Here is an 18,337-nt window from a genome sequence, read left to right as displayed (position 1 = left end):
AACCGCACGCAGCCTCGATCGGTAGCGTGGACGTATGTCGACCCCTTCGGAGACCGCGCCCGCGGACCAGGACGCCCTCCCCACCGAGCAGCGGACGGCCGCGGTGGTCTACAACCCGGTCAAGGTCCACCTGCCGACCCTCCAGCGCACGGTCGCGGAACACCAGCAGCAGGCCGGCTGGGCCGAGACCCTGTGGTTCGAGACCTCGGAGGAAGACCCGGGCGGCGGCATGGCCCGCGCGGCGATCGAGGCCGGTGCCGACGTCGTCGCGGCGGCCGGCGGTGACGGCACGGTCCGTGCGGTCGCCGAGGTCGTGCACGAGTCTGGTTCGACCCTCGCGCTGCTGCCGAGCGGCACCGGCAACCTGCTCGCGCGCAACATGAAGCTCCCCCTCGACGACCTGGCCGCGAGCGTCCGGACGATCTTCCACGGCGACGACCGCAAGATCGACTTCGGCATGCTCAAGGTCGAGCGCCCCGGCGGCGAGCGCGAACGCTTCGGCTTCCTGGTGATGGCGGGCCTCGGGCTCGACGCCCGGATGCTCGTGAACACCCGCCCCGAGCTGAAGAAGAAGGTCGGCTGGCTCGCCTACGTCGACTCGCTGTTCCGCTCGGTGCGCGACGCGAACGCGTTCGAGTTCCGCTACCAGCTCGACGACGACGGCAACCACTCGCTCCGGGCGCACTCGCTCATCGTCGGCAACTGCGGGATGCTCCAGGCCGGCGCGATCCTGCTGCCCGACGCCGAGATCGACGACGGGGTGTTCGACATCGCTGTGATGCGTCCCCGCGGGTTCTTCGGCTGGGTGCGGATCGGTGCCCGGGTGTTCTGGGAGAACGGGATCCTGCGGGCGTTCCGCCGGTCGAACCTGGGCAAGACCGCCGTCGGCAAGAAGATCGTGTCGCGTTCACGCGAGGAGCGCCCCCTGCGCTACCTGCGCGGGCAGGAGTTCACGGCACGGCTCGAGCGGCCCGACGAGTTCGAGATCGACGGCGACCCGGTGGGGGAGGTCATCGCCTTCCGTTCGCGCATCGACCCGATGGGGCTCTCCGTGCGCGTGCCGGACCCGGCGGACGACCGCCACGGCTCGCGCCAGGTGCCCTGAGCCGACCCGGTCGCTCGCTCCGTCGCTCCGTCGCTCCGTCGCTCCGTGCGAGGTTCCGTCGTCCGTGCGAGGGCCGCGGGCTCTCACCGACTACGGAACCTCGCACCACACGGCGTCACGGCGCCGCGGAGCGCCGAGCTACCGCGCCCCGGGCTCGCCCGACACGATCGCGCGCAACCAATCCCGCGCCTCGACGAACGCGGCGTCCGAGTAGCGCGCGGGCACCTCGGGGCGGGCACCGTCGGCGCGCGGGTACGACCCGAGGAACGTCACGCGCGGGCTGAAGCGACGCAGGCCGAGCAGCGCGTCCGCGACCCGCTCGTCGCGCACGTGCCCGTCGAGGTCGATGACGAACCGGTAGCGGCCGAGCTCGTCACCGATCGGGCGGGACGACAGCAGCCCCATGTTGATGCCCCGCGTCGCGAACTGCTCGAGCATGTCGACCAGGGCGCCGGGGTGGTCGGCGGGCAGCTCGACGATGACGCTGGTCTTGTCGGCGCCGGTCGGCTCGGGCAGGGCGAGGGTCTTCGACACGAGCACGAACCGGGTGACCGCCGAGGCGTTGTCCCCGATGGACGATGCGAGCACGACGACGTCGTGGTGGTCCGTGATTCCGGGCGGCGCGACGGCGGCGTCGGCGGTGGGGTTCGCCTCGAGCAGGGCGAGGGCCGCGGCGACGTTCGACGACGCCGGGATGTGCCCGTGGCCGGGCAGGTTCGCCTCGAGCCAGTTGTGCGTCTGCGCGTAGGCGACCGGGTGCGCGTTCACGGTGCGGACGTCGGCCAGCGTCGTGCCGGGTCGGGCGACGAGCACGAAGTCGACCGGGACCAGGTATTCCCCCACGATCCGCACGCCGGGGATCCGAGCCAGGGCGTCCTGCGTGGCGCTGACCCCGCCGTCGACGCTGTTCTCGATCGCGATGACGGCACCGATCGACCGGCCGGACATGACGTCGTCCAGGGCCTCACCGACGTTGTTGACGCTCCGCCAGGGCTTGCCGGCGGCGGCCTCGACGAGCTTCAGGGCCGCCTCGGTGAACGTGCCGGCGGGTCCGAGGTAGGAGTACGTGTCGGACGGCGCGGCGGGGTCGGTCATGCGGCGAGCCTATTGCAGGGACGCGGCGGCCAGGCAGCCTCAGTCCGTCGCCGCACCCGTCAGCCGCTGCTCGCAGATCGCGGTGTCGTCGTCCTCGCGCGGGTAGGTCAGCGCTGCGAAGCGCCCCTCGGGGTCGAGCCGCGTCAGGAGCGACGCCGCGATGCCGTCGAGCTGCGCGACCTGCTCGTCGGAGAGCGCGTCGATGACCACCCGGCGGGCGGTGCGGACGTGGTCCGGAGCTGCCTCGACGATGGTGGCGTACCCGGCGTCGGTCAGGCGGACGTCGGTGGCGCGGCGGTCGGAGGTCGACGGGCACCGGGTGACGAGTCCGCGCTTCTCGAGGCGTGACACCACGTGCGACAGCCGCGGCAACGAGGCGTTCGTGGCCGAGGCGAGCGCCGACATCCGCAGGGTCCGGGTGTCGGTCTCGGAGAGCATCGCGATGACCATGTAGTCGAAGTGCGTCAGGTCGGCGTCGCGCTGCAGCTGCTGGTCGAGCGCCGCCGGCAGGAGTTCCATGACCGCGACGAGCTTCATCCACGCGCGCAGCTGCTCGCGGGTGAGCCACGGGGTCTCGTCGGTCATGACCTGATCATACCGAAAGGTTGTCCCTTTAACCAGTGCTGCACACGGCGGACGAACCGGACGAACCGGACGAACCGCCAGCGCGACGCGACCGCACCACTCCGACCGCGAGCACCACCACCACGACGACGAGCAGCGCCCCCTCGACGAGCAGCAGCCGCGTGCCGTAGTCGAACGGCAGCACGGTGGGGTTCTTCTGCCCGTGGTCCTTGGCGGCGATCTCCGGCAGGACCACCAGGGCGAGCACGCTGCCGAGCACGATCGCCGCCTGCACGACGACGAGCACCCAGGCCCGCAGCGAGCGTCCGGCCCGACGCAGTAGCAGCCCGGCACCGACCACGAACGGGGACAGGACCGCGTCGTGCAGCACCACGGCCGCGAGCAGCCACACCCCGAGCCCGCCGATGCGGTTCGGCTTGACGGACGTCACGAGCACGTACGCCCCGAACGCGATGACCAGCACGCCGATCACCACGAGCACGATCCGCGCGGCCTTCACCGGAGCACCTCGATCTTCTCGATCCACTTGGTCTGCAGCACACCGGGCCGCCCGGGAGCGATGATCCGCGCCGGGAACCCGTGGTCCAGGTCGAGCGTCGCACCGTTCAGCTCGAGGGCGATGAGCGTCGTCGGGTCCTCGGCGTACTCCGGTCCCATGTCCATGATCCGGTAGCCGCCGTGCCGTTCCAGGCTCGTCACCCGCACGTGCGACCCCTGCGGCGCCTGCACGGCGTCGAGCAGGTCGCGCATCCGCACGCCCCTCCAGGTCGCCATCTGGCTCCACCCCTCGACGCACGAGATCGGCAGGTCGACCTGCGCGGTGCCGAGTGCGACGAGTTCCGCCCGGACGAACGTCCGGCTCACGTCGTGGCCGACGACGGTGAGCGTCCAGTCGGCGGCGGTCGCGCTGGCGAGCACACCGGCCGCACGCGCGGTCCGGTTCACCGGCAGTCCGTTCGCGCCGATGCCGCGGCCACGGGCGCCGAACACGTTGAATGGTTCCGCGAGCTTCGAGGACTGCCCCGCCGTGAGCGCGACGACACCGACGGTCGCCGCCGTCACGCCGGCGAAGAACGCGCGTCGGGCGATGCGCTGGCGTCGTCCGGTGGCTGCGTCCGGCGTCGGCCTGGAGGCCCGGCTCGGCTCCCCCACGTCGGCCGTCGGCTGGCCGGGACTCGGCTCCTCGGACACCTCGCGGGTCTCCGGCGCCGCGTCCGGTCCGGTGGGCCGGGACTCGGCGCCGGCGGGGGCGGCGTCGACGCCGTCGATCCAGCGGAACACGCGGCCCAGCAGGCCGGGGGCGGTGGACCCGGTGGTCTCGGCGACCGCAGCGTGCGGGGCGGACGCACCACGAGCCTCCAGGCCGGGTGGGAGCAGCTCACTGCCGGACGCGGGGTCCGCGATGAACCGGCCGTGCGCGTCGTAGGAGTCGCGCTTCCGCCAGTAGCGGGCGATGACCGGCAGCTTGGCGGCGATGTGGATGGCCAGCGACCCGATGATCACGTAGGCCATCGCGTTGTGCACCTGGCGGAACGGGAACGGCCACGGGTACCACTGGTACGTGTTGAGCAGGCCGGTGACGACCTGGATGATCGACGCGGACACGAGCACCGCGATCGACAGCCGCTCGAGCAGGTGCAGCACGCCGCGCACCGGCGGCACCTGCACCAGGGCGGGCATGACGGTGTTGAGCTTGGCGAGCAGCAGCGGGATGATCGCGATCCCGGTCGTGATGTGCAGGCCCTGCGTGAACTGGTACAGCTGCGTCGGACGGGTCGGGAACCGCATCCAGCCGAGCGGTTCCTGCAGCAGGTGGCTGTAGATCCCGGTGCCGAAGCAGATCAGGAACGCGATGCCGAGCAGACGCCCGAGCACCACCGCCGAGCGGGCGTTGCGGTTGGGGGACGCCAGAGCTGCTCGTCCGTCGTGCAGCAGGCGCTGGAGGCCGGATAGCCTCGACGGACCATGAGCGACCGACTGCGTGCCTTCCGACCGTCCCTGGCCGACGGCACCGCCGTCCGGATCGGCACGGTGCTGGCCGTCGTGGGAGTACTCGCCCTGTCGGGCGTCATCGCCGTCGGCGTCACGCATCTGGGGTTCCTCCGATCGGGCCATCGTTCTGCATTCGTTGCGTGGACGCTGATCGCTTGGACCGTCTTCGTGATCGCCGTGCTCGCGGTGCGTTTCGTGCCCGTCCGGTGGATGACCACCATGGTCATCGGCGGAGCGGTGGTGATCGGCATCGCCGCGCTGGTCGGACCGCCGAACACGAGCACCGACTCCGCCCGGTACGCGTGGGACGGCATCGTCCAGCATGCCGGAGTCTCACCGTACGCGCACACCCCCCAGTCCGCGGCACTGTCCGGTCTCCGACCCGACTGGTTGTTCCCCGACAAGGTGGACGGCACGTGCGATCCGCTGAAGCCCCGGTTCCGTGGGCTCGGCGACGGCGCCGACGGGCACTGCACCGCGATCAACCGGCCGGACGTCACGACGATCTACCCGCCGATGGCGCAGCTGTGGTTCGCCGCGGTGCGGTTCTTCGTGCCGGCGACCGCGCAGTACCTGCCGTTCCAGGTCGCCGGGCTGCTCGTGTCGCTCGGTGTGACCGTCGGGCTCGTCCTGGTGCTCCGCCGCCTCGGCCGTCCGACCTGGTGGGCGGCGCTCTGGGCCTGGTCGCCGCTCGTCGCGTCCGAGGCGGTCACCAACTCGCACGTCGACGTCGTCGGTGCCGCCCTCGCCACGGCCGGTGTCGTGCTCGTCGCCTTCGGCCGGCCGATCTGGGGCGGCATCGCGCTCGGGGCCGCGACCGCGACGAAGCTCATCCCGGCGATCGTGTACCCGCCGTTGCTCGGCCGCGGTCGGGCCTGGTGGGCGATCCCGATCGGCATCGCGGTGTTCGGGCTGCTCTACGTGCCCTACGTGCTGACGACCGGGCTCGACGTGCTCGGGTACCTGCCCGGCTACCTGAACGAGGAGGGCTACGAGGACGGCTCCCGGTTCGCGCTGGTGTCGCTCGTGGTCAAGGGCGACGCTGCGACCCTGGTGGTGGGGCTCCTGGTGCTGCTGGCGGCGTTCGTGGCGTGGCGGTTGTCCGACCCGGCGCGGCCGTGGTCGGGCGAGGTCCTGATGATCGGCGTGACGTTCCTCGCCGTGACGCCGCGCTACCCCTGGTACGCGCTGCTGCTCATCCCGTTCGTGGTGCTGTCCGGGCGGTGGGAGTGGTTGTCGATCGGCCTCGCCATCGCGCTGCGCGGGGTGTGGCCGTCGGCGGACGCCTACCGGTGGTGGTTGCTCGCGGCCGTGGTGGTCATCGTGGTCGTCACGCTCCTGCGCACGGAGCGGTCGGAGTGGCGACGGTGGTGGGAGCGGCTGTCGTTCCGGCGCGTGGAACACGTACGCTGACGACCATGGCACCCGCGATCCTGCTCGGCACGACCGGCTCCGTGGACCCGGCTCCCGCCGGGCTCGTCGACCGCTTCGGGCGTCGCGCCGTCGACCTCCGGGTGTCGCTGACCGAGCGCTGCAACCTGCGCTGCACCTACTGCATGCCCGCGGCCGGGCTGCCGTTCGCCCCCGACGAGGCCCTGATGACGGCGACTGAGATCGAGCGCCTGGTCCGGATCGGCTCGTCGCGGTTCGGCGTCCGCAAGGTCCGGTTCACCGGCGGGGAGCCGATGCTCCGGCACGACCTGGTCGACGTGATCGCCCGGTGCGCCGCGCTGCCCGACGCACCGGAGCTGTCGCTCACCACGAACGCGATCGGCCTCGCCCACCGCGCCCAGGGCCTGTACGACGCCGGGCTGCGGCGTGTGAACGTGTCGCTCGACACCGTCGACCCTGACGTCTTCACCACCGTGACCCGCCGCCCGTTCCTCGACAAGGTGATCGCCGGACTGTCGGCCGCGCACGACGCCGGACTCGACATCAAGGTGAACGCGGTGCTGCTGCGCGGGATCAACGACGAGGCCGCCCCGGAACTCCTCCGCTGGTGCCTGGAGCGTGGCTACGAGCTGCGGTTCATCGAGCAGATGCCCCTGGACCCCGACCACGCCTGGGACCGCACCTCGATGATCACCGCCGCCGAGACCCGCGCGCTGCTGGCGACGTCGTTCGTGCTCACCCCGGACGACGCCCCGCGCGACGGTGCCCCGGCGGAGCGGTACCGCGTGCACGACGCCGTGACCGGCGAGCCCCTCGGCACCGTCGGCATCATCGCGAGCATCACCGAGTCGTTCTGCGCCGACTGCACCCGCACCCGGCTGACCGCCGACGGGCACGTGCGCAGCTGCCTGTTCTCCGACGAGGAGACCGACGTGCTCGGACCGATGCGCTCCGGGGCGGACGACGACGAGGTCGCCGAGCTCTGGCGGCTCGCGATGTGGGCGAAACCGCGCGACCACGGTGACGACAGCGACGAGCTCGTGCACCCGACGCGTGGCATGAGTGCGATCGGCGGCTGAGGCATGACCACGATCCGGTTCTTCGCCGCTGCCCGCGCTGCCGTGGGCGTCGACTCCCTGACCACGACGGGCCCCACCATCGAGGCCGCCCTCGGCGCGATCGACGCGGCTGACATGGCGGACCCTGCGCGCTGGAGTGCGTTGCAGGAGCGCTGCTCGTACCTGGTCGACGGCGTGACCACGCGTGACCGGGCGACGTCGCTCGACGGTGTCGAGGTCGTCGACGTCATGCCGCCCTTCGCTGGCGGCTGAGTTCGGCGGCTGAGCGGTACGCCCGTTCCTTCCCAGAACGCCCGCGATACCTGGTGCTTCCGGGCGTACCTGGTGCGAACTTCCGACCAGGTACGCCCGATTCGACCAGGTACACCCGGAACGACCCGGCACGCCCGACCCGACCCCTCGCCCGCGCCCCCCGCGCCCGTTCCTTCCCAGAACGCCCGCGATACCTGGTGCTTTCGGGCATACCGTGTCGGAACTTCCGACCAAGTACGCCCGATTCGACCATGTACGCCCGGAACGACCCGGTACGCCCGACCCCGACCCCGTCCCCGCGCACCCCGCCCGTTCCTTCCCAGAACGCGCGCTATACCTGGCGTTTCCGGGCATACCGTGTCGGAACTTCCGACCAGGTACGCCCGATTCGACCAGGTACGCCCGGAACGACCCGCCCGACCCCGCGCCCGCCCCGCCCAGCCCTACGGCGAGACGGACAGCACGATGAACGCGGCGAAGATCACCAGGTGCACCCCACCCTGCAGCCGCGTGGCACGACCGGGCAGCACGGTGAGCACCGCCGCGACGATCGTCAGCGCGAGCAACACGATCTGCGACGGCCCGAGCCCGAGCAGCAGCGTCCCCGGCATGAACAGCGAGGCGACCGCGATCGAGGGGATCGTCAGACCGATCGACGCCATCGCGGACCCCATCGCCAGGTTCAGGCTCGTCTGGATCCGGTTCCGTGCGGCGGCCTTCGACGCGGCGATGCCCTCCGGCAGCAGGATGAGCAGCGCGATCACGACACCGACGAACGACGGCGGGAACCCGACGGCGGCGACCCCGGCCTCGATCGCGGGCGACTCCACCTTGGCGAGCCCGACCACGGCGACGAGCGCGACGACGAGCAGCCCGAGCGACACCATCGTGGTGCGTCCGGACGGGCGGGCGGCGTGGGCGTCCTCGGACTCGACGAGCACCCCGCCGGCACGGTTGACCGGCAGGAAGAAGTCGCGGTGCGCCACGGTCTGCGTGACGACGAACAGCCCGTAGAGCACCAGTGACGCGATCGCGACGAACACCAGCTGCGTCCCCGTGAAGGAGGCGTCGTCGGTGCCGGTGGTGAACGTCGGCAGCACCAGGGTCAGCACGGCGAGCGCGGCCACCGTCATGGTCGCGGCGCTCGCGCCCTCCTGGTTGAAGCGCACGGTGTTGTGCCGCAGGGTCCCGATCAGGATCGCGAGGCCGACCAGCCCGTTCATCGTGATCATCACCGCCGAGAACACCGTGTCGCGCGCCAGGGTCTCGGCCTGTGCACCGCCCGAGCTCGACAGCGAGATGATGAGCGCGACCTCGATGATCGTCACGGCGACGGCCAGCACGAGCGAGCCGAAGGGTTCCCCGACCCGGTGTGCGACGACCTCGGCGTGGTGGACGGCAGCCAGGACCGTGACGGCGAGCACGACGGCGACGACGACCACCACGGCGGTGCCGAGCCCGTAGCGGCCGTACGAGAATGCGAGCACGACGGCCGCCAGGATCGGCGTGGCCACGGGCCACACCTTGGGGAACCAGGAGGTCATCCGACCATTGTCTCAACCGCGGGGCGCGTAGACCGCCACCTCGGCTGCGGGGACGTCGATCCGCACCGCGTCGCCGGGGGCGATCCCGAGCGCGGTCAGCCGCGCGAGCGTCAGGTCCGCCACCAGGTCACCGGCCCGCACCCGCACCAGTCCGTCGCGCGGCTCGAGCGACGAGACGGTGCGCGTGGCTCCGGCACCGTCCCGCGTCAGCACGGCGGCCGTCGGGTGGAAGGCAGCCAGGGCGGGCCGGCCGGGAGGCACGGCGTGCGTCCCGGACGCCAGCTCACCCCCGCCGTCGATCGCGATCCCACCCCCGGTGGCGGTCCCGCGCACCAGCGCGAGTCCGGAGAACGTCGCGGCGAACGCACTCGTCGGACGACCGAGCACGGCCGCGGGGGTGCCCTGCTCGACCACCCGGCCGCCCTCGAGCACGACGACGCGGTCGGCCAGGGCGACGACCTCGACCGGGTCGTGGGTGACGAGCACCGCGGGCCGGCCGGCGACGGCGGTCCGGAGTGCCGCGCGGACCTCGTCCTGCGCGCCGACGTCGAGCGCCGAGGTCGGTTCGTCGAGCAGCAGCACCGCCGGGTCGGTGGCGAGCGCCCGGGCGATCGCGATGCGCTGTGCCTGTCCGCCGGAGAGTGTCCCGGGGTCGCGGGTGGCCAGGTCAGCGACCCCGACGGCGTCGAGCGCATCGCGGGCGAGCTGCCGGGCCGCGGCGCGACCGGCTCCGGCCGCACGGGGCCCGAAGGCGACGTTCCCGACGACGTCGAGGAACGGGAACAGATCGGGCCGCTGCGCGACGAGTCCGGTCCGACGACGGTGCGCGGGCAGGGTGTGCCGTGGACTCGAGGCACGGACCCCGTCGAGTTCGATGAGGCCAGAGTCGATCGGCAGCAGCCCGGCCAGGGCCTCGAGCACCGTCGACTTGCCCGCACCGTTCGGCCCGATGACCGCCAGGCACTCCCCCGCTCGGACCTCGATCGCGACGTCGACGTCCCGCGGCCCGACGACGACGTGCGCCCGGACTCCCACCGCAGCCTCGGCCGTCACGCCAGGGCTCCGCGGGTCCGGAACGACGAGGCCCCGATGACGACGACCGCCACCACGACGAGCACGACCGCCAGCGCCACCGCGGTGTCCGGGTCGACCTCGCGCTGCAGGTAGACCTCGAGCGGCAGGGTCCGCGTGACCCCCTGCAGGCTGCCGGCGAAGGTCAGGGTGGCCCCGAACTCGCCGAGCGCCCGGGCGAAGCACAGCACGAGCCCGGACACGATCCCCGGCAGGACCCGCGGCGTCGTGACGGTCAGGAACGTCCGGGTGGGTCCGGCGCCCAGGGTCGCGGCGACCCGCTCGTACCGGTCACCCTCGACGCGGAGCGCCCCCTCGACCGAGGACACCAGGAACGGCATCGCGACGAAGGTCTGCGCGATGACCACCGCGGTCGTGGTGAACGCGATGTGCAGGCCGTGGTCGTCGAGGAACGCCCCGACCACCCCGAGCCGACCGAAGGCCGCGAGCAGGGCGAGACCGCCGACCACCGGCGGCAGCACGAGCGGCAGGAGCACGACGGCCCGGGCGACGCCGACCCAGCGCGACCGCGACCGCGCGAACAGCACGGCGAGCGGGTACCCGAGGACGAACGCGACGCCCGTGGCCGCGAGGGCCGTGCCGAGGCTGAGCCCGAGCGCGGTCAGTGACGCGGTGGAGGTCACGAGCCCGACGAACGACGACCAGTCCACCCGGCCGAGCATCGCGAGCACCGGCACGACGACGAACAGCCCGCCGAGCACCGCGGGCAGCGGGAGCCACCACGCGACCGGCGGCCGTCCGTCAGCGCGCGGAGCCACGGGTCAGGGCTTCCCGAAGCCCGCGTCGGAGAGCACGCGCTGTCCGGCGGCGGAGCGGACGTACTCCGAGAACGCCTGCGCGAGCTCCGGGTCCTGGGATTCCCGGAGCACGCCGATCGGGTACGTGTTGACGGCCTTGCTCGATTCGTCGAACGGGACCCCGTCCACCTTGCCGCCGGCCCCGCGGACGTCGGTCACGTAGACGAGTCCGGCATCGGCCTGACCGGACTCGACCTTGCCGAGCACGTCGGTGACGGACTGCTCCTCGCTGACCGGATCGAGGTCGACGCCCGATGCGGACTCCACCTTCGCCGTCGCGGCACCGCACGGCACCGGGGCGGCGCACGTGACGAGCTGGACACCCGGAGCCGTCAGGTCGTCGAGGCCGCCGATGCCCCGCGGGTTGCCCGGGGCGACCGCGATCTCGAGCGTGTTCGTGGCGAAGGCCCGCGGCGTCCCGGTCACCAGGTCACCCGAGGTCAGCTTCGTCATGTTCGCCTGGTCCGCCGCGGCGAACAGGTCGGCGGGGGCGCCGTTCTGGATCTGGGTGACGAGGTCGCTGGAGCCGGCGAACGAGAACCGGATCGAGGCGCCGGGGTGCGCGGTCTCGTACTGCTTGCCCAGGGTCGTGAAGGTCTGTTGCAGGGACGCGGCGGCGAAGACGGTGATCGAACCCGACACGTCGGCGTCCGCGCTCGACGACGGCGACGAGGACCCCGCGGGAGCGTCGGCGGTGGAACACGCCGACAGGCCGAGCGTCGCCAGGACGGCGAGGGGTACGAGCAACGAGCGGGAACGACGGGTCATCGGGGGTCCTCCCGGTGGGCGGGTGCCTCGACGGCGACCATCGTGGCCTTGACGGACGCCACCGCGACGGACCCGACCTCGAGCCCCAGGTCGCGGACGGCCTCGGCACTCATCAGGGACACCACGCGGTGCGGGCCGCACTGCAGTTCGACCTGCGCCATCACGGTGTCGACGACCAGGTCGGTGACGATCCCGACGAAGCGGTTGCGCGCCGAGCTCTTCACCGCGGACGCCGGGTCGGTCAGCTCGGAGCTGCGTTCCCGTGCGTAGGCGGCGACCTCGCGACCGTCGACCACGGCTCGCCCCGCGTCGTCCGTGGCACGGGTGAAGGTGCCGCCGTCGACGAGCCGACGAACGGTGTCGTCACTGATCCCGAGGAAGGCCGCAGCGTCCCGTACCCGCAGTTGCGTCATGATCAACCGATCCTATCCGCGGATACGGCGACAGGGGCGGTGGAGGTGAGCAGGCTGGGTCAGGACCGGTGCTCGATCGACACGGGCAGGCCCTCGCGACGCCAGGCCTCGAAGCCGCCGTCGAGGACCACCACGCGCCTCCCGGCCGGCTGCCGAGCCGCCCACGCGTCCGCGCGGGGTCCGCGTGCGCAGTAGACGACGACCTCGTCAGCGCCGGTGTCGTCGGTGACGGCACCGGCGACCACGCCGTCCGCGCGTTCCTCGGCGGTCCGGACGTCGACGACGACCAGCGGGTCCGACGGGTCCGCCACTCTGGCGGCCAGGGCGGACGGCGCGATGCGCGGCGCCGCGGAGGCACCGGCAGCAGGTGCCGGTCGACGCGAGGCGGACCCCCGACGGACGGGGCTCTCGGTCCAGCGCCACCGGCGGGCGTCGACGGTCAGGACACGTCCGAGCAGCGGGTCGCCCGTGCCGGTGACCATCGCGAAGACCTGTCCCGCCATCACCGCACCGACCGCGCCGCAGAGTGCGGGGACGACGCCGTCGAGGGCGCACGATCCCTCGTCGGGCAGGGCGTCGGGGTGCAGGTCGTGGAAGTCGACGCCGTCGGACCCGGCGTCGCGGAAGACGCTGACCTGCCCGTCGTGACCGAGCACGGTGCCCCACACGAACGGCACGCCGGCCGCGGCGCAGGCGTCCGAGACGGCCCGGGTGACCACGACCGAGTCGGCGGCGTCCACCACGACGTCGTGTCCGGCGACCAGGTCCGGCGTGAACGACGCGACCACGGCGACCGCGTCGAGTTCGGGGTCGACGGCGAGAGCTCGGGCGACCGCGACCCGTGCCTTCGGCGAGCCGACGTCCGCGGCGGTGAAGAGCGTCTGCCTGGCCAGGTTCGAGGCGTCGACCACGTCGGGGTCGACCACGGTGAGCCGACCGATCCCGGCGAGGTATGCGACCACCGGCGCCCCGAGCCCGCCCGCCCCGACGACGAGGACGCGTGATGTGGCCAGGCGTCGCAGCCCGGTGACCCCGACCTCGGCGAGCGCGGCGGTCCGCGAACCGAGCTGCACCCGCCCCGGGGAGAGCGCGGCGGCGGGGGCGACGAGGGGTTCCATCCCGTCATTCTGGCCCGTCGCACCGAACTCCTGCATGTGAGAGTTCAGTGCCTGGACGCGGCGGATCCCCAGAGCAGATCGGTACGGTCGCGGGCGTGAGTTCCCCCCGCACCGGTACCGTCCCGGTCCGACGCACGACGTCGGACGGGTCGGTGCGCGCGCGCTCGCTGGGTCTCGCCGCGGCGGCCGTCCGGGCCCTCGCCCGGACCCCCGAGATCACCGTCGGTGCGCTCGGCGTCGTCGTCGCAGCGGCCTTCAGCTGGGTACCGTCGCTCTGGTACGACGAGGCCGCGACCGTCGCGAGTGCCCAGCGGAGCTGGCCGGCGCTGTGGGCCGAACTGCAGAACGTCGACGCCGTCCACGGGCTGTACTACGCCGTGATGCACGTCTGGTTCACTCTCGTCGGGTACTCGCCGTTCACGCTGCGGTTCCCGAGCGCCCTGGCCATCGGGGTCTCCGCCGGGCTCGTCGTCGCCCTCGGCCGTCGTCTCGGCGGCGTGCGGCTCGGCGTCGTCTCCGGGATCGTGTTCCTGGTCCTGCCCCGCGTCGCCTGGGCCGGCACCGAGGGGCGCCCGTACGCCACCGTCACGACCTTCGCCGTCGCGCTGACCCTCGTGGGGCTCACCGCGGTCCGCCGCACCCGGATCCGGCATCACGCGACCCGGTGGTGGGTCGTCTACGGCATGCTCGCCGGGGTCGCCGTGCTGTTCAACGTCTACCTGGCCCTGGCCGTCGTCGCGCACGGGGTCGTGCTCCTCTGGACCGCCGTCGCCGACCGCGCCGCGCGGCGCGACGCCGTGCTCTCCGAGCGCAGCGGTCCGGTGGCCGCGCCGATCGTCGACCGAGCCGTGTTCGTGCGCTGGGGCGTCGCCGCCGTGGGCGCCGCACTCGTGGTGTCGCCGTTCATCGTGCTCGCCGCCGGGCAGGCCAAGCAGGTCGGCTGGATCACCGGCGTCGGGTGGGCCACCGTGCGCCAGGTCGTCGCGACCGCGTGGTTCGGTGCCGTCTGGCCGTACGCGGTGCTCGGGTGGGTCCTGATGATCGTCGGGGTCGTGCTCGCCGTGCGCGCCGCCCGACGCCCTGCCCCGGCCGCCCGCGACCTGCTCCGGATGCAGGCCGTCCGCGTCGCCGTGCCCCTGATGGTCCTGCCCACCGCACTGCTCGTCGGCGCGACCACGGCCGGAGAGCACCTGTACACCCCGAAGTACGCCAGCCTGAGCCTGCCGTTCGTCGCACTGCTCATCGGCCTGGCGATCACGGCGATCCGACCCCGACGGTGGCTGGCGCTCGCGGTCGTCGGGATGCTGCTCGTGTCGGCCCCGACGAGCACGATCGTCCGGCTGCCCCACGCCAAGCAGGACTCGCACTGGGCGAACGCCGCAGCGATCATCGAGCGCGAGCGGGACCGGCGCACCGACCGGAACGAGGGCGTCGTGTTCGGCAGCGTCTGGCGGCACCCCGGCACCACCGCGCAGGTCATCGCCGACTCCTACCCCGAAGCCTTCACCGGGATGCGCGACCTCGCCGTCGCCGAGACCGGGGCCGAACGCGGACAGCTCTGGAACGTCAACGGCGACGTGGCCACGACGGTGCCCGAGCGGATCTCCGGCATCGACACCGTGTGGTTCGTCGGCGGCAAGTCACGGAACATCCGCCCGCAGGTCACCGAGACGCTGGTGGCCGAGGGCTTCCACGTCGTGCGCTACTGGCACACCGGGACGGTCATCCTCTGGAAGTACAGCCGCTGACGGTGGCGGTCCGGCCGCCGACGGCCTTGCCGGGGCGTCGGGTCAGTGCACCACGCGTGCGCCGTGCACCGGACCGGTGGCCCGGAGTGCGACGAGGCCGGCGGCGCTGAGTTCGACCTGCAGTTCGAGCGCGGCATCACGGTCGCCCACCAGGAACGCCACCGTCGGTCCGCTGCCGGACACCAGGCCGGCCAGGGCACCGGACTTCTCACCGAGCTCCAGCGTCGCCGCGAGCCGGGGCTGCAGCCGCATGGCCGGTGCCTGCAGGTCGTTGTGGACGCAGTCGGCGAGCAGGTCGGGGTCACCCGCGCGCAGCGCCTGCAGCACGTTGGCCTCGACCACGGGGTGCGACGGCGCCGGGGAGATGTCGGCTCGGTAGCGCTCGCGGTGCTCGTCGAGCGCACGGTAGACGGCGGGGGTGCTCAGCCCGTCGTCGCTCAGGGCGAGGACCCAGTGGAACTCTCCCTTGGCCAGCGCGGGGCTCAGCTCGTCACCGCGGCCGGTGCCCACGGCGGTGCCGCCGGCGAAGGCGAACGGCACGTCGGCGCCGAGCTGCGCGGCGAGCCGGAGCAGCTCCTCGCGACCGAGCGCGGTGCCCCAGAGCGTGTCGACGGCGAGCAGGGTCGCCGCGGCGTCCGCGGACCCACCGCCCATGCCGCCGGCGACGGGCACCTGCTTGTCGATGGTCAGCCGCACCCCACCGCGGTGTCCGGCCGCGTCGGCCACGAGCCGGGCCGCACGGATGGCGAGGTTCGACTCGTCGACCGGCACGGTGCTCGTGTCGATCGGCCCCGTGAAGGTGACCGAGAAGTCGTCGGCGGCCTCGGCGGTGACGTCCTCGTACAGGGACACCGCCTGGTACGCCGTGGCGACGTCGTGGTAGCCGTCGTCCTGCAGCGCCCCGACGGACAGGAACACGTTGATCTTGCCGGGGGCGCGCGTCCGCACGCGGGTCGGTGCGGCCAACGTGGTCATGCGCCCAACCTATCCCGCTGCGGCTGCCGTGAACCCCCGCGCCAGGTCCGCGGTGATGTCGTCGATGTGCTCGAGGCCGATCGACAGGCGGATGAGTCCGTCCCCCACCCCGGCGGCTGCCCGCTCGGCGGAGGTCATCTGCACGTGGGTGGTCGATGCCGGGTGCACGACGAGCGATCGGACGTCACCGAGGTTCGAGACGTGGTCGAACAGCTCGAGCGCAGCCACGAACCGTCGCCCCGCGGCGACCCCGCCGGCCAGGTCGAACGACAGCACGGCCGACGGTCCCTTCGGCACGTAGCGCTGCTGCAGGTGGTGCCACGGCGAGTCCGGCAGGCCGGCGTAGTGCACGTGCTCGACCTGGTCGTGGGCGTCGAGCCAGCTCGCCACGGTGGCGGCGTTCGACACGTGCCGGTCCATGCGGAGCGACAGCGTCTGGATGCCCTGGAGCACCAGGAACGCGTTGAACGGTGCGATCGCGGGCCCGAGGTCGGCGGACAGCTTCGAGCGGGTGCGCTGGATGAACGCCCGTCGCCCGAACTTGTCGGCGAAGTTCGTGTTCGCGAACCCGGACTGCTCGGTCGTGGCCAGCTGCGGGTAGGCGTCGGCGTGGGCCGCCCAGTCGAAGTTCCCGCTGTCGACGATGAGCCCGGCGATGGCGCTGCCGTGTCCGGCCAGGTACTTCGTCGCCGAGTGCACGACGATGTCGGCGCCGTGCTCGATCGGGCGCACCAGGTACGGCGTCGCGATGGTGTTGTCGACGATGAGCGGCACACCGGCCTCGTGCGCGACCCCGGCCACCCCGGCGAAGTCCAGGACGTCCCCGCGGGGGTTCGGGATGGACTCACCGAAGAACGCCTTCGTCTCCGGACGCACCGCCGCCGCCCACTCGGACAGGTCGGTCGGGTCCTGCACGAACGTGAAGGTGATGCCGAGGTCCCGCAGGGTCGAGGCGAACAGCGTGTAGGTCGCGCCGTACAGCGAGGCGCTCGACACCACGTGGTCACCGGCGCGTGCGACACCGAGCACGGCCAGCGACGTCGCCGCCTGCCCGGACGCCAGCGCCAGCGCACCGATCCCGCCCTCGAGGTCGGCGATCCGGCGCTCGAGGGCTGCCGCCGACGGGTTGTTCACCCGCGTGTAGGTGTGGCCGGGGGCGTCGAGCATGAAGCGCGCGGCGGCGTCCTCGCCCGACGGGTAGACGTACGCGGCACTCTGCGCGATCGGCGGCACGTTCGCGCCCCAGCCCGGGTCGGCCTTGAAGCCGGCGCGGATCTGGCGGGTCTCGAACGCCCAGCCGTCCTCCGCGTTGGTCGGCGTGGCCCCCATCAGGACTGCGCCCCGACCGACTGCCGGACGAGCGGGATGACCTGCTCGCCGAACCGGTCCATCTCCTCGAGCTGCGGCGAGAACTGCAGCAGGAGCGTGTCGACGCCGGCGTCCTCGAACTCCCGGATGCGGTCCGCCACCTGCGACGGCGTCCCCACGAAACCGGGGCGCAGACCGCGGTTCGACACCGAGTAGTCCTCGAGCGAGGGCACGTGCTCGAGCTGTGACTTCGAGATGAAGTCCTGGTACGACTCGTACGCCTTGCCGTGCTGCACGTCGGTGATCCGGGCGAGCTCAGCCTGCGCCTCTTCCTCGGTCTCGCGCACGATCACGTACGCGGCCATGCCGAACGCCTCGAACGGCGGCAGGCCGGCGTCGATGCGGCGCTGCTTCATCTCGTCGATCTTCGCGCGGAGCTCCTGGACCGTGCCGCCGTGCGTGACGTAGGCGTCGGCGTACCCGGTGATCGCTGCTTTGCCGGCCTCGCTCTCCCCACCGGCGTAGATGCGCGGCGTCACGCGGGGCTTCGGCTCGAGGTGCGCGTTCTCGATGTCGTAGTACTCGCCCGAGAACGAGTACGGGGTCTCGCGCCACAGGCCCTTCATGACCTCGACGAACTCCGCGGTGCGCTTGTACCGGTCGTCGTGCTCCGAGAAGATCCCGCCGTACTGCTTCGCCTCTTCCGCCCACCAGGCGCTCACGACGTTGAAGGTGAACCGTCCGCACGAGATGTCGTCGATCGTCGCCGCCTGCTTCGCCGTCACCGCGGGCAGGTGGTACCCGGGACGCATCGCCGCCATGATCTCCAGGCGCTCGGTCGTCGCCGCGATGGCCGCCGCGAGCGACCACGCCTCGAGCGAGGGCGCCGCCGTGCCCTTGATGTCGTTGAGGTTGAGCTCCGGCACGAGCGTCAGGTCGAAGCCGATCCGCTCGGCGCGCTGCGCCAGGCGCTTCACGTAGTCGAAGGTGACCGGCATGTTCTCGTTGTCGACGTTGCGCAGCCAGCCGCCGAAGAGCGGGGTCCAGTATCCGAATCGCACGTTGGTTCCTTGG

Annotated in this window: 18 protein-coding genes; 5 read left to right on the top strand and 13 right to left on the bottom strand. The window is 72.4% G+C overall.

Annotated elements, in window-relative coordinates; genetic code table 11:
* Positions 1–34 precede the first annotated feature (34 nt).
* Positions 35–1,105: a diacylglycerol kinase family protein gene (locus ABRP24_RS09105; protein WP_173035051.1), complete on the top strand. Its 1,071-nt coding sequence runs from the start codon at positions 35–37 to the stop codon at positions 1,103–1,105.
* Between the two features lie 138 nt (positions 1,106–1,243).
* On the opposite strand, the gene pheA is transcribed toward ABRP24_RS09105, so the two are convergent.
* From pheA to ABRP24_RS09085, 4 genes are read right to left on the bottom strand one after another with little or no spacing between them, the layout of a single operon-like run.
* The gene (pheA, locus tag ABRP24_RS09100) at positions 1,244–2,200 is read right to left on the bottom strand and encodes a prephenate dehydratase (protein ID WP_071406510.1); all 957 of its coding nucleotides are present in this window, start codon (positions 2,198–2,200) and stop codon (positions 1,244–1,246) included.
* Positions 2,201–2,239: 39 nt separating this feature from the next.
* Positions 2,240–2,785, bottom strand: a complete 546-nt coding sequence (locus ABRP24_RS09095) for a MarR family winged helix-turn-helix transcriptional regulator (protein WP_027466075.1) — start codon at positions 2,783–2,785, stop codon at positions 2,240–2,242.
* Positions 2,786–2,813: 28 nt separating this feature from the next.
* A complete protein-coding gene (locus tag ABRP24_RS09090) occupies positions 2,814–3,284 on the bottom strand; it encodes a hypothetical protein (protein ID WP_301628309.1) in 471 nt (156 codons plus the stop codon).
* A complete protein-coding gene (locus tag ABRP24_RS09085) occupies positions 3,281–4,663 on the bottom strand; it encodes a molybdopterin-dependent oxidoreductase (protein WP_301628312.1) in 1,383 nt (460 codons plus the stop codon). The genes ABRP24_RS09090 and ABRP24_RS09085 overlap by 4 nt, the downstream gene beginning before the upstream one ends.
* 87 nt (positions 4,664–4,750) lie before the next feature.
* Here ABRP24_RS09085 and ABRP24_RS09080 point away from each other — a divergent pair, with 87 nt between their 5' ends.
* From ABRP24_RS09080 to ABRP24_RS09070, 3 genes are read left to right on the top strand one after another with little or no spacing between them, the layout of a single operon-like run.
* Positions 4,751–6,190, top strand: a complete 1,440-nt coding sequence (locus ABRP24_RS09080) for a glycosyltransferase family 87 protein (RefSeq protein ID WP_301628314.1) — start codon at positions 4,751–4,753, stop codon at positions 6,188–6,190.
* A gap of 5 nt (positions 6,191–6,195) precedes the next feature.
* Positions 6,196–7,248: a GTP 3',8-cyclase MoaA gene (gene moaA, locus ABRP24_RS09075; RefSeq protein ID WP_111101320.1), complete on the top strand. Its 1,053-nt coding sequence runs from the start codon at positions 6,196–6,198 to the stop codon at positions 7,246–7,248.
* Positions 7,249–7,251: 3 nt separating this feature from the next.
* Complete coding sequence (locus ABRP24_RS09070; protein WP_173035058.1) at positions 7,252–7,500, top strand: MoaD/ThiS family protein; 249 nt, start codon at positions 7,252–7,254, stop codon at positions 7,498–7,500.
* Between the two features lie 443 nt (positions 7,501–7,943).
* Here ABRP24_RS09070 and ABRP24_RS09065 read toward each other — a convergent pair whose 3' ends face one another.
* The 6 genes from ABRP24_RS09065 to ABRP24_RS09040 are packed head-to-tail and all read right to left on the bottom strand — an operon-like array spanning position 7,944 to position 13,232.
* A complete protein-coding gene (locus tag ABRP24_RS09065; protein WP_017888287.1) occupies positions 7,944–9,044 on the bottom strand; it encodes a calcium:proton antiporter in 1,101 nt (366 codons plus the stop codon).
* Positions 9,045–9,056: 12 nt separating this feature from the next.
* Positions 9,057–10,097 (bottom strand): ABC transporter ATP-binding protein, encoded by a 1,041-nt coding sequence (locus ABRP24_RS09060; protein ID WP_349849876.1) that lies wholly within the window; start codon positions 10,095–10,097, stop codon positions 9,057–9,059.
* Positions 10,094–10,894 carry an ABC transporter permease gene (locus tag ABRP24_RS09055; protein WP_071246956.1) on the bottom strand — a complete coding sequence of 267 codons (801 nt, stop codon included), beginning with the start codon at positions 10,892–10,894 and terminating at the stop codon, positions 10,094–10,096. Before ABRP24_RS09055 ends, ABRP24_RS09060 begins: the two co-directional genes overlap by 4 nt.
* A 3-nt stretch (positions 10,895–10,897) precedes the next feature.
* Complete coding sequence (gene modA / locus ABRP24_RS09050) at positions 10,898–11,701, bottom strand: molybdate ABC transporter substrate-binding protein (protein ID WP_349849879.1); 804 nt, start codon at positions 11,699–11,701, stop codon at positions 10,898–10,900.
* Complete coding sequence (locus ABRP24_RS09045) at positions 11,698–12,114, bottom strand: TOBE domain-containing protein (RefSeq protein WP_349849881.1); 417 nt, start codon at positions 12,112–12,114, stop codon at positions 11,698–11,700. The genes modA and ABRP24_RS09045 overlap by 4 nt, the downstream gene beginning before the upstream one ends.
* A 59-nt stretch (positions 12,115–12,173) precedes the next feature.
* On the bottom strand, positions 12,174–13,232 hold the full coding sequence (locus ABRP24_RS09040; protein WP_349849883.1) for a ThiF family adenylyltransferase: 1,059 nt from the start codon (positions 13,230–13,232) through the stop codon (positions 12,174–12,176).
* A 95-nt stretch (positions 13,233–13,327) separates the two neighbouring features.
* Here ABRP24_RS09040 and ABRP24_RS09035 point away from each other — a divergent pair, with 95 nt between their 5' ends.
* Positions 13,328–14,980 (top strand): glycosyltransferase family 39 protein, encoded by a 1,653-nt coding sequence (locus ABRP24_RS09035; protein ID WP_349849885.1) that lies wholly within the window; start codon positions 13,328–13,330, stop codon positions 14,978–14,980.
* Positions 14,981–15,022: 42 nt separating this feature from the next.
* On the opposite strand, the gene ABRP24_RS09030 is transcribed toward ABRP24_RS09035, so the two are convergent.
* From ABRP24_RS09030 to ABRP24_RS09020, 3 genes are read right to left on the bottom strand one after another with little or no spacing between them, the layout of a single operon-like run.
* The gene (locus ABRP24_RS09030) at positions 15,023–15,955 is read right to left on the bottom strand and encodes a 4-(cytidine 5'-diphospho)-2-C-methyl-D-erythritol kinase (protein WP_027466065.1); all 933 of its coding nucleotides are present in this window, start codon (positions 15,953–15,955) and stop codon (positions 15,023–15,025) included.
* Positions 15,956–15,964: 9 nt separating this feature from the next.
* A complete protein-coding gene (locus tag ABRP24_RS09025) occupies positions 15,965–17,284 on the bottom strand; it encodes an O-acetylhomoserine aminocarboxypropyltransferase/cysteine synthase family protein (RefSeq protein WP_071246963.1) in 1,320 nt (439 codons plus the stop codon).
* Complete coding sequence (locus ABRP24_RS09020) at positions 17,284–18,324, bottom strand: LLM class flavin-dependent oxidoreductase (RefSeq protein WP_176709290.1); 1,041 nt, start codon at positions 18,322–18,324, stop codon at positions 17,284–17,286. The genes ABRP24_RS09025 and ABRP24_RS09020 overlap by 1 nt, the downstream gene beginning before the upstream one ends.
* Positions 18,325–18,337 lie beyond the last annotated feature (13 nt).

This window comes from Curtobacterium sp. WHRI 8282 (genome assembly GCF_040223925.2).
Taxonomy (GTDB): Bacteria; Actinomycetota; Actinomycetes; order Actinomycetales; family Microbacteriaceae; genus Curtobacterium; species Curtobacterium flaccumfaciens.
Note: the sequence above shows the minus strand (reverse complement) of the source record. Positions and strands in the feature narration are given on the sequence as shown.

Excerpts from the sequence above, each read along its gene's own strand:
- ABRP24_RS09105 (WP_173035051.1), top strand. The coding sequence starts at position 35 with ATGTCGACCCCTTCGGAGACCGCGCCCGCGGACCAGGACGCCCTCCCC.
- pheA (WP_071406510.1), bottom strand. The coding sequence starts at position 2,200 with ATGACCGACCCCGCCGCGCCGTCCGACACGTACTCCTACCTCGGACCC.
- ABRP24_RS09095 (WP_027466075.1), bottom strand. The coding sequence starts at position 2,785 with ATGACCGACGAGACCCCGTGGCTCACCCGCGAGCAGCTGCGCGCGTGG.
- ABRP24_RS09080 (WP_301628314.1), top strand. The coding sequence starts at position 4,751 with ATGAGCGACCGACTGCGTGCCTTCCGACCGTCCCTGGCCGACGGCACC.
- moaA (WP_111101320.1), top strand. The coding sequence starts at position 6,196 with ATGGCACCCGCGATCCTGCTCGGCACGACCGGCTCCGTGGACCCGGCT.
- ABRP24_RS09070 (WP_173035058.1), top strand. The coding sequence starts at position 7,252 with ATGACCACGATCCGGTTCTTCGCCGCTGCCCGCGCTGCCGTGGGCGTC.
- ABRP24_RS09065 (WP_017888287.1), bottom strand. The coding sequence starts at position 9,044 with ATGACCTCCTGGTTCCCCAAGGTGTGGCCCGTGGCCACGCCGATCCTG.
- modA (WP_349849879.1), bottom strand. The coding sequence starts at position 11,701 with ATGACCCGTCGTTCCCGCTCGTTGCTCGTACCCCTCGCCGTCCTGGCG.
- ABRP24_RS09045 (WP_349849881.1), bottom strand. The coding sequence starts at position 12,114 with ATGACGCAACTGCGGGTACGGGACGCTGCGGCCTTCCTCGGGATCAGT.
- ABRP24_RS09040 (WP_349849883.1), bottom strand. The coding sequence starts at position 13,232 with ATGGAACCCCTCGTCGCCCCCGCCGCCGCGCTCTCCCCGGGGCGGGTG.
- ABRP24_RS09030 (WP_027466065.1), bottom strand. The coding sequence starts at position 15,955 with ATGACCACGTTGGCCGCACCGACCCGCGTGCGGACGCGCGCCCCCGGC.
- ABRP24_RS09025 (WP_071246963.1), bottom strand. The coding sequence starts at position 17,284 with ATGGGGGCCACGCCGACCAACGCGGAGGACGGCTGGGCGTTCGAGACC.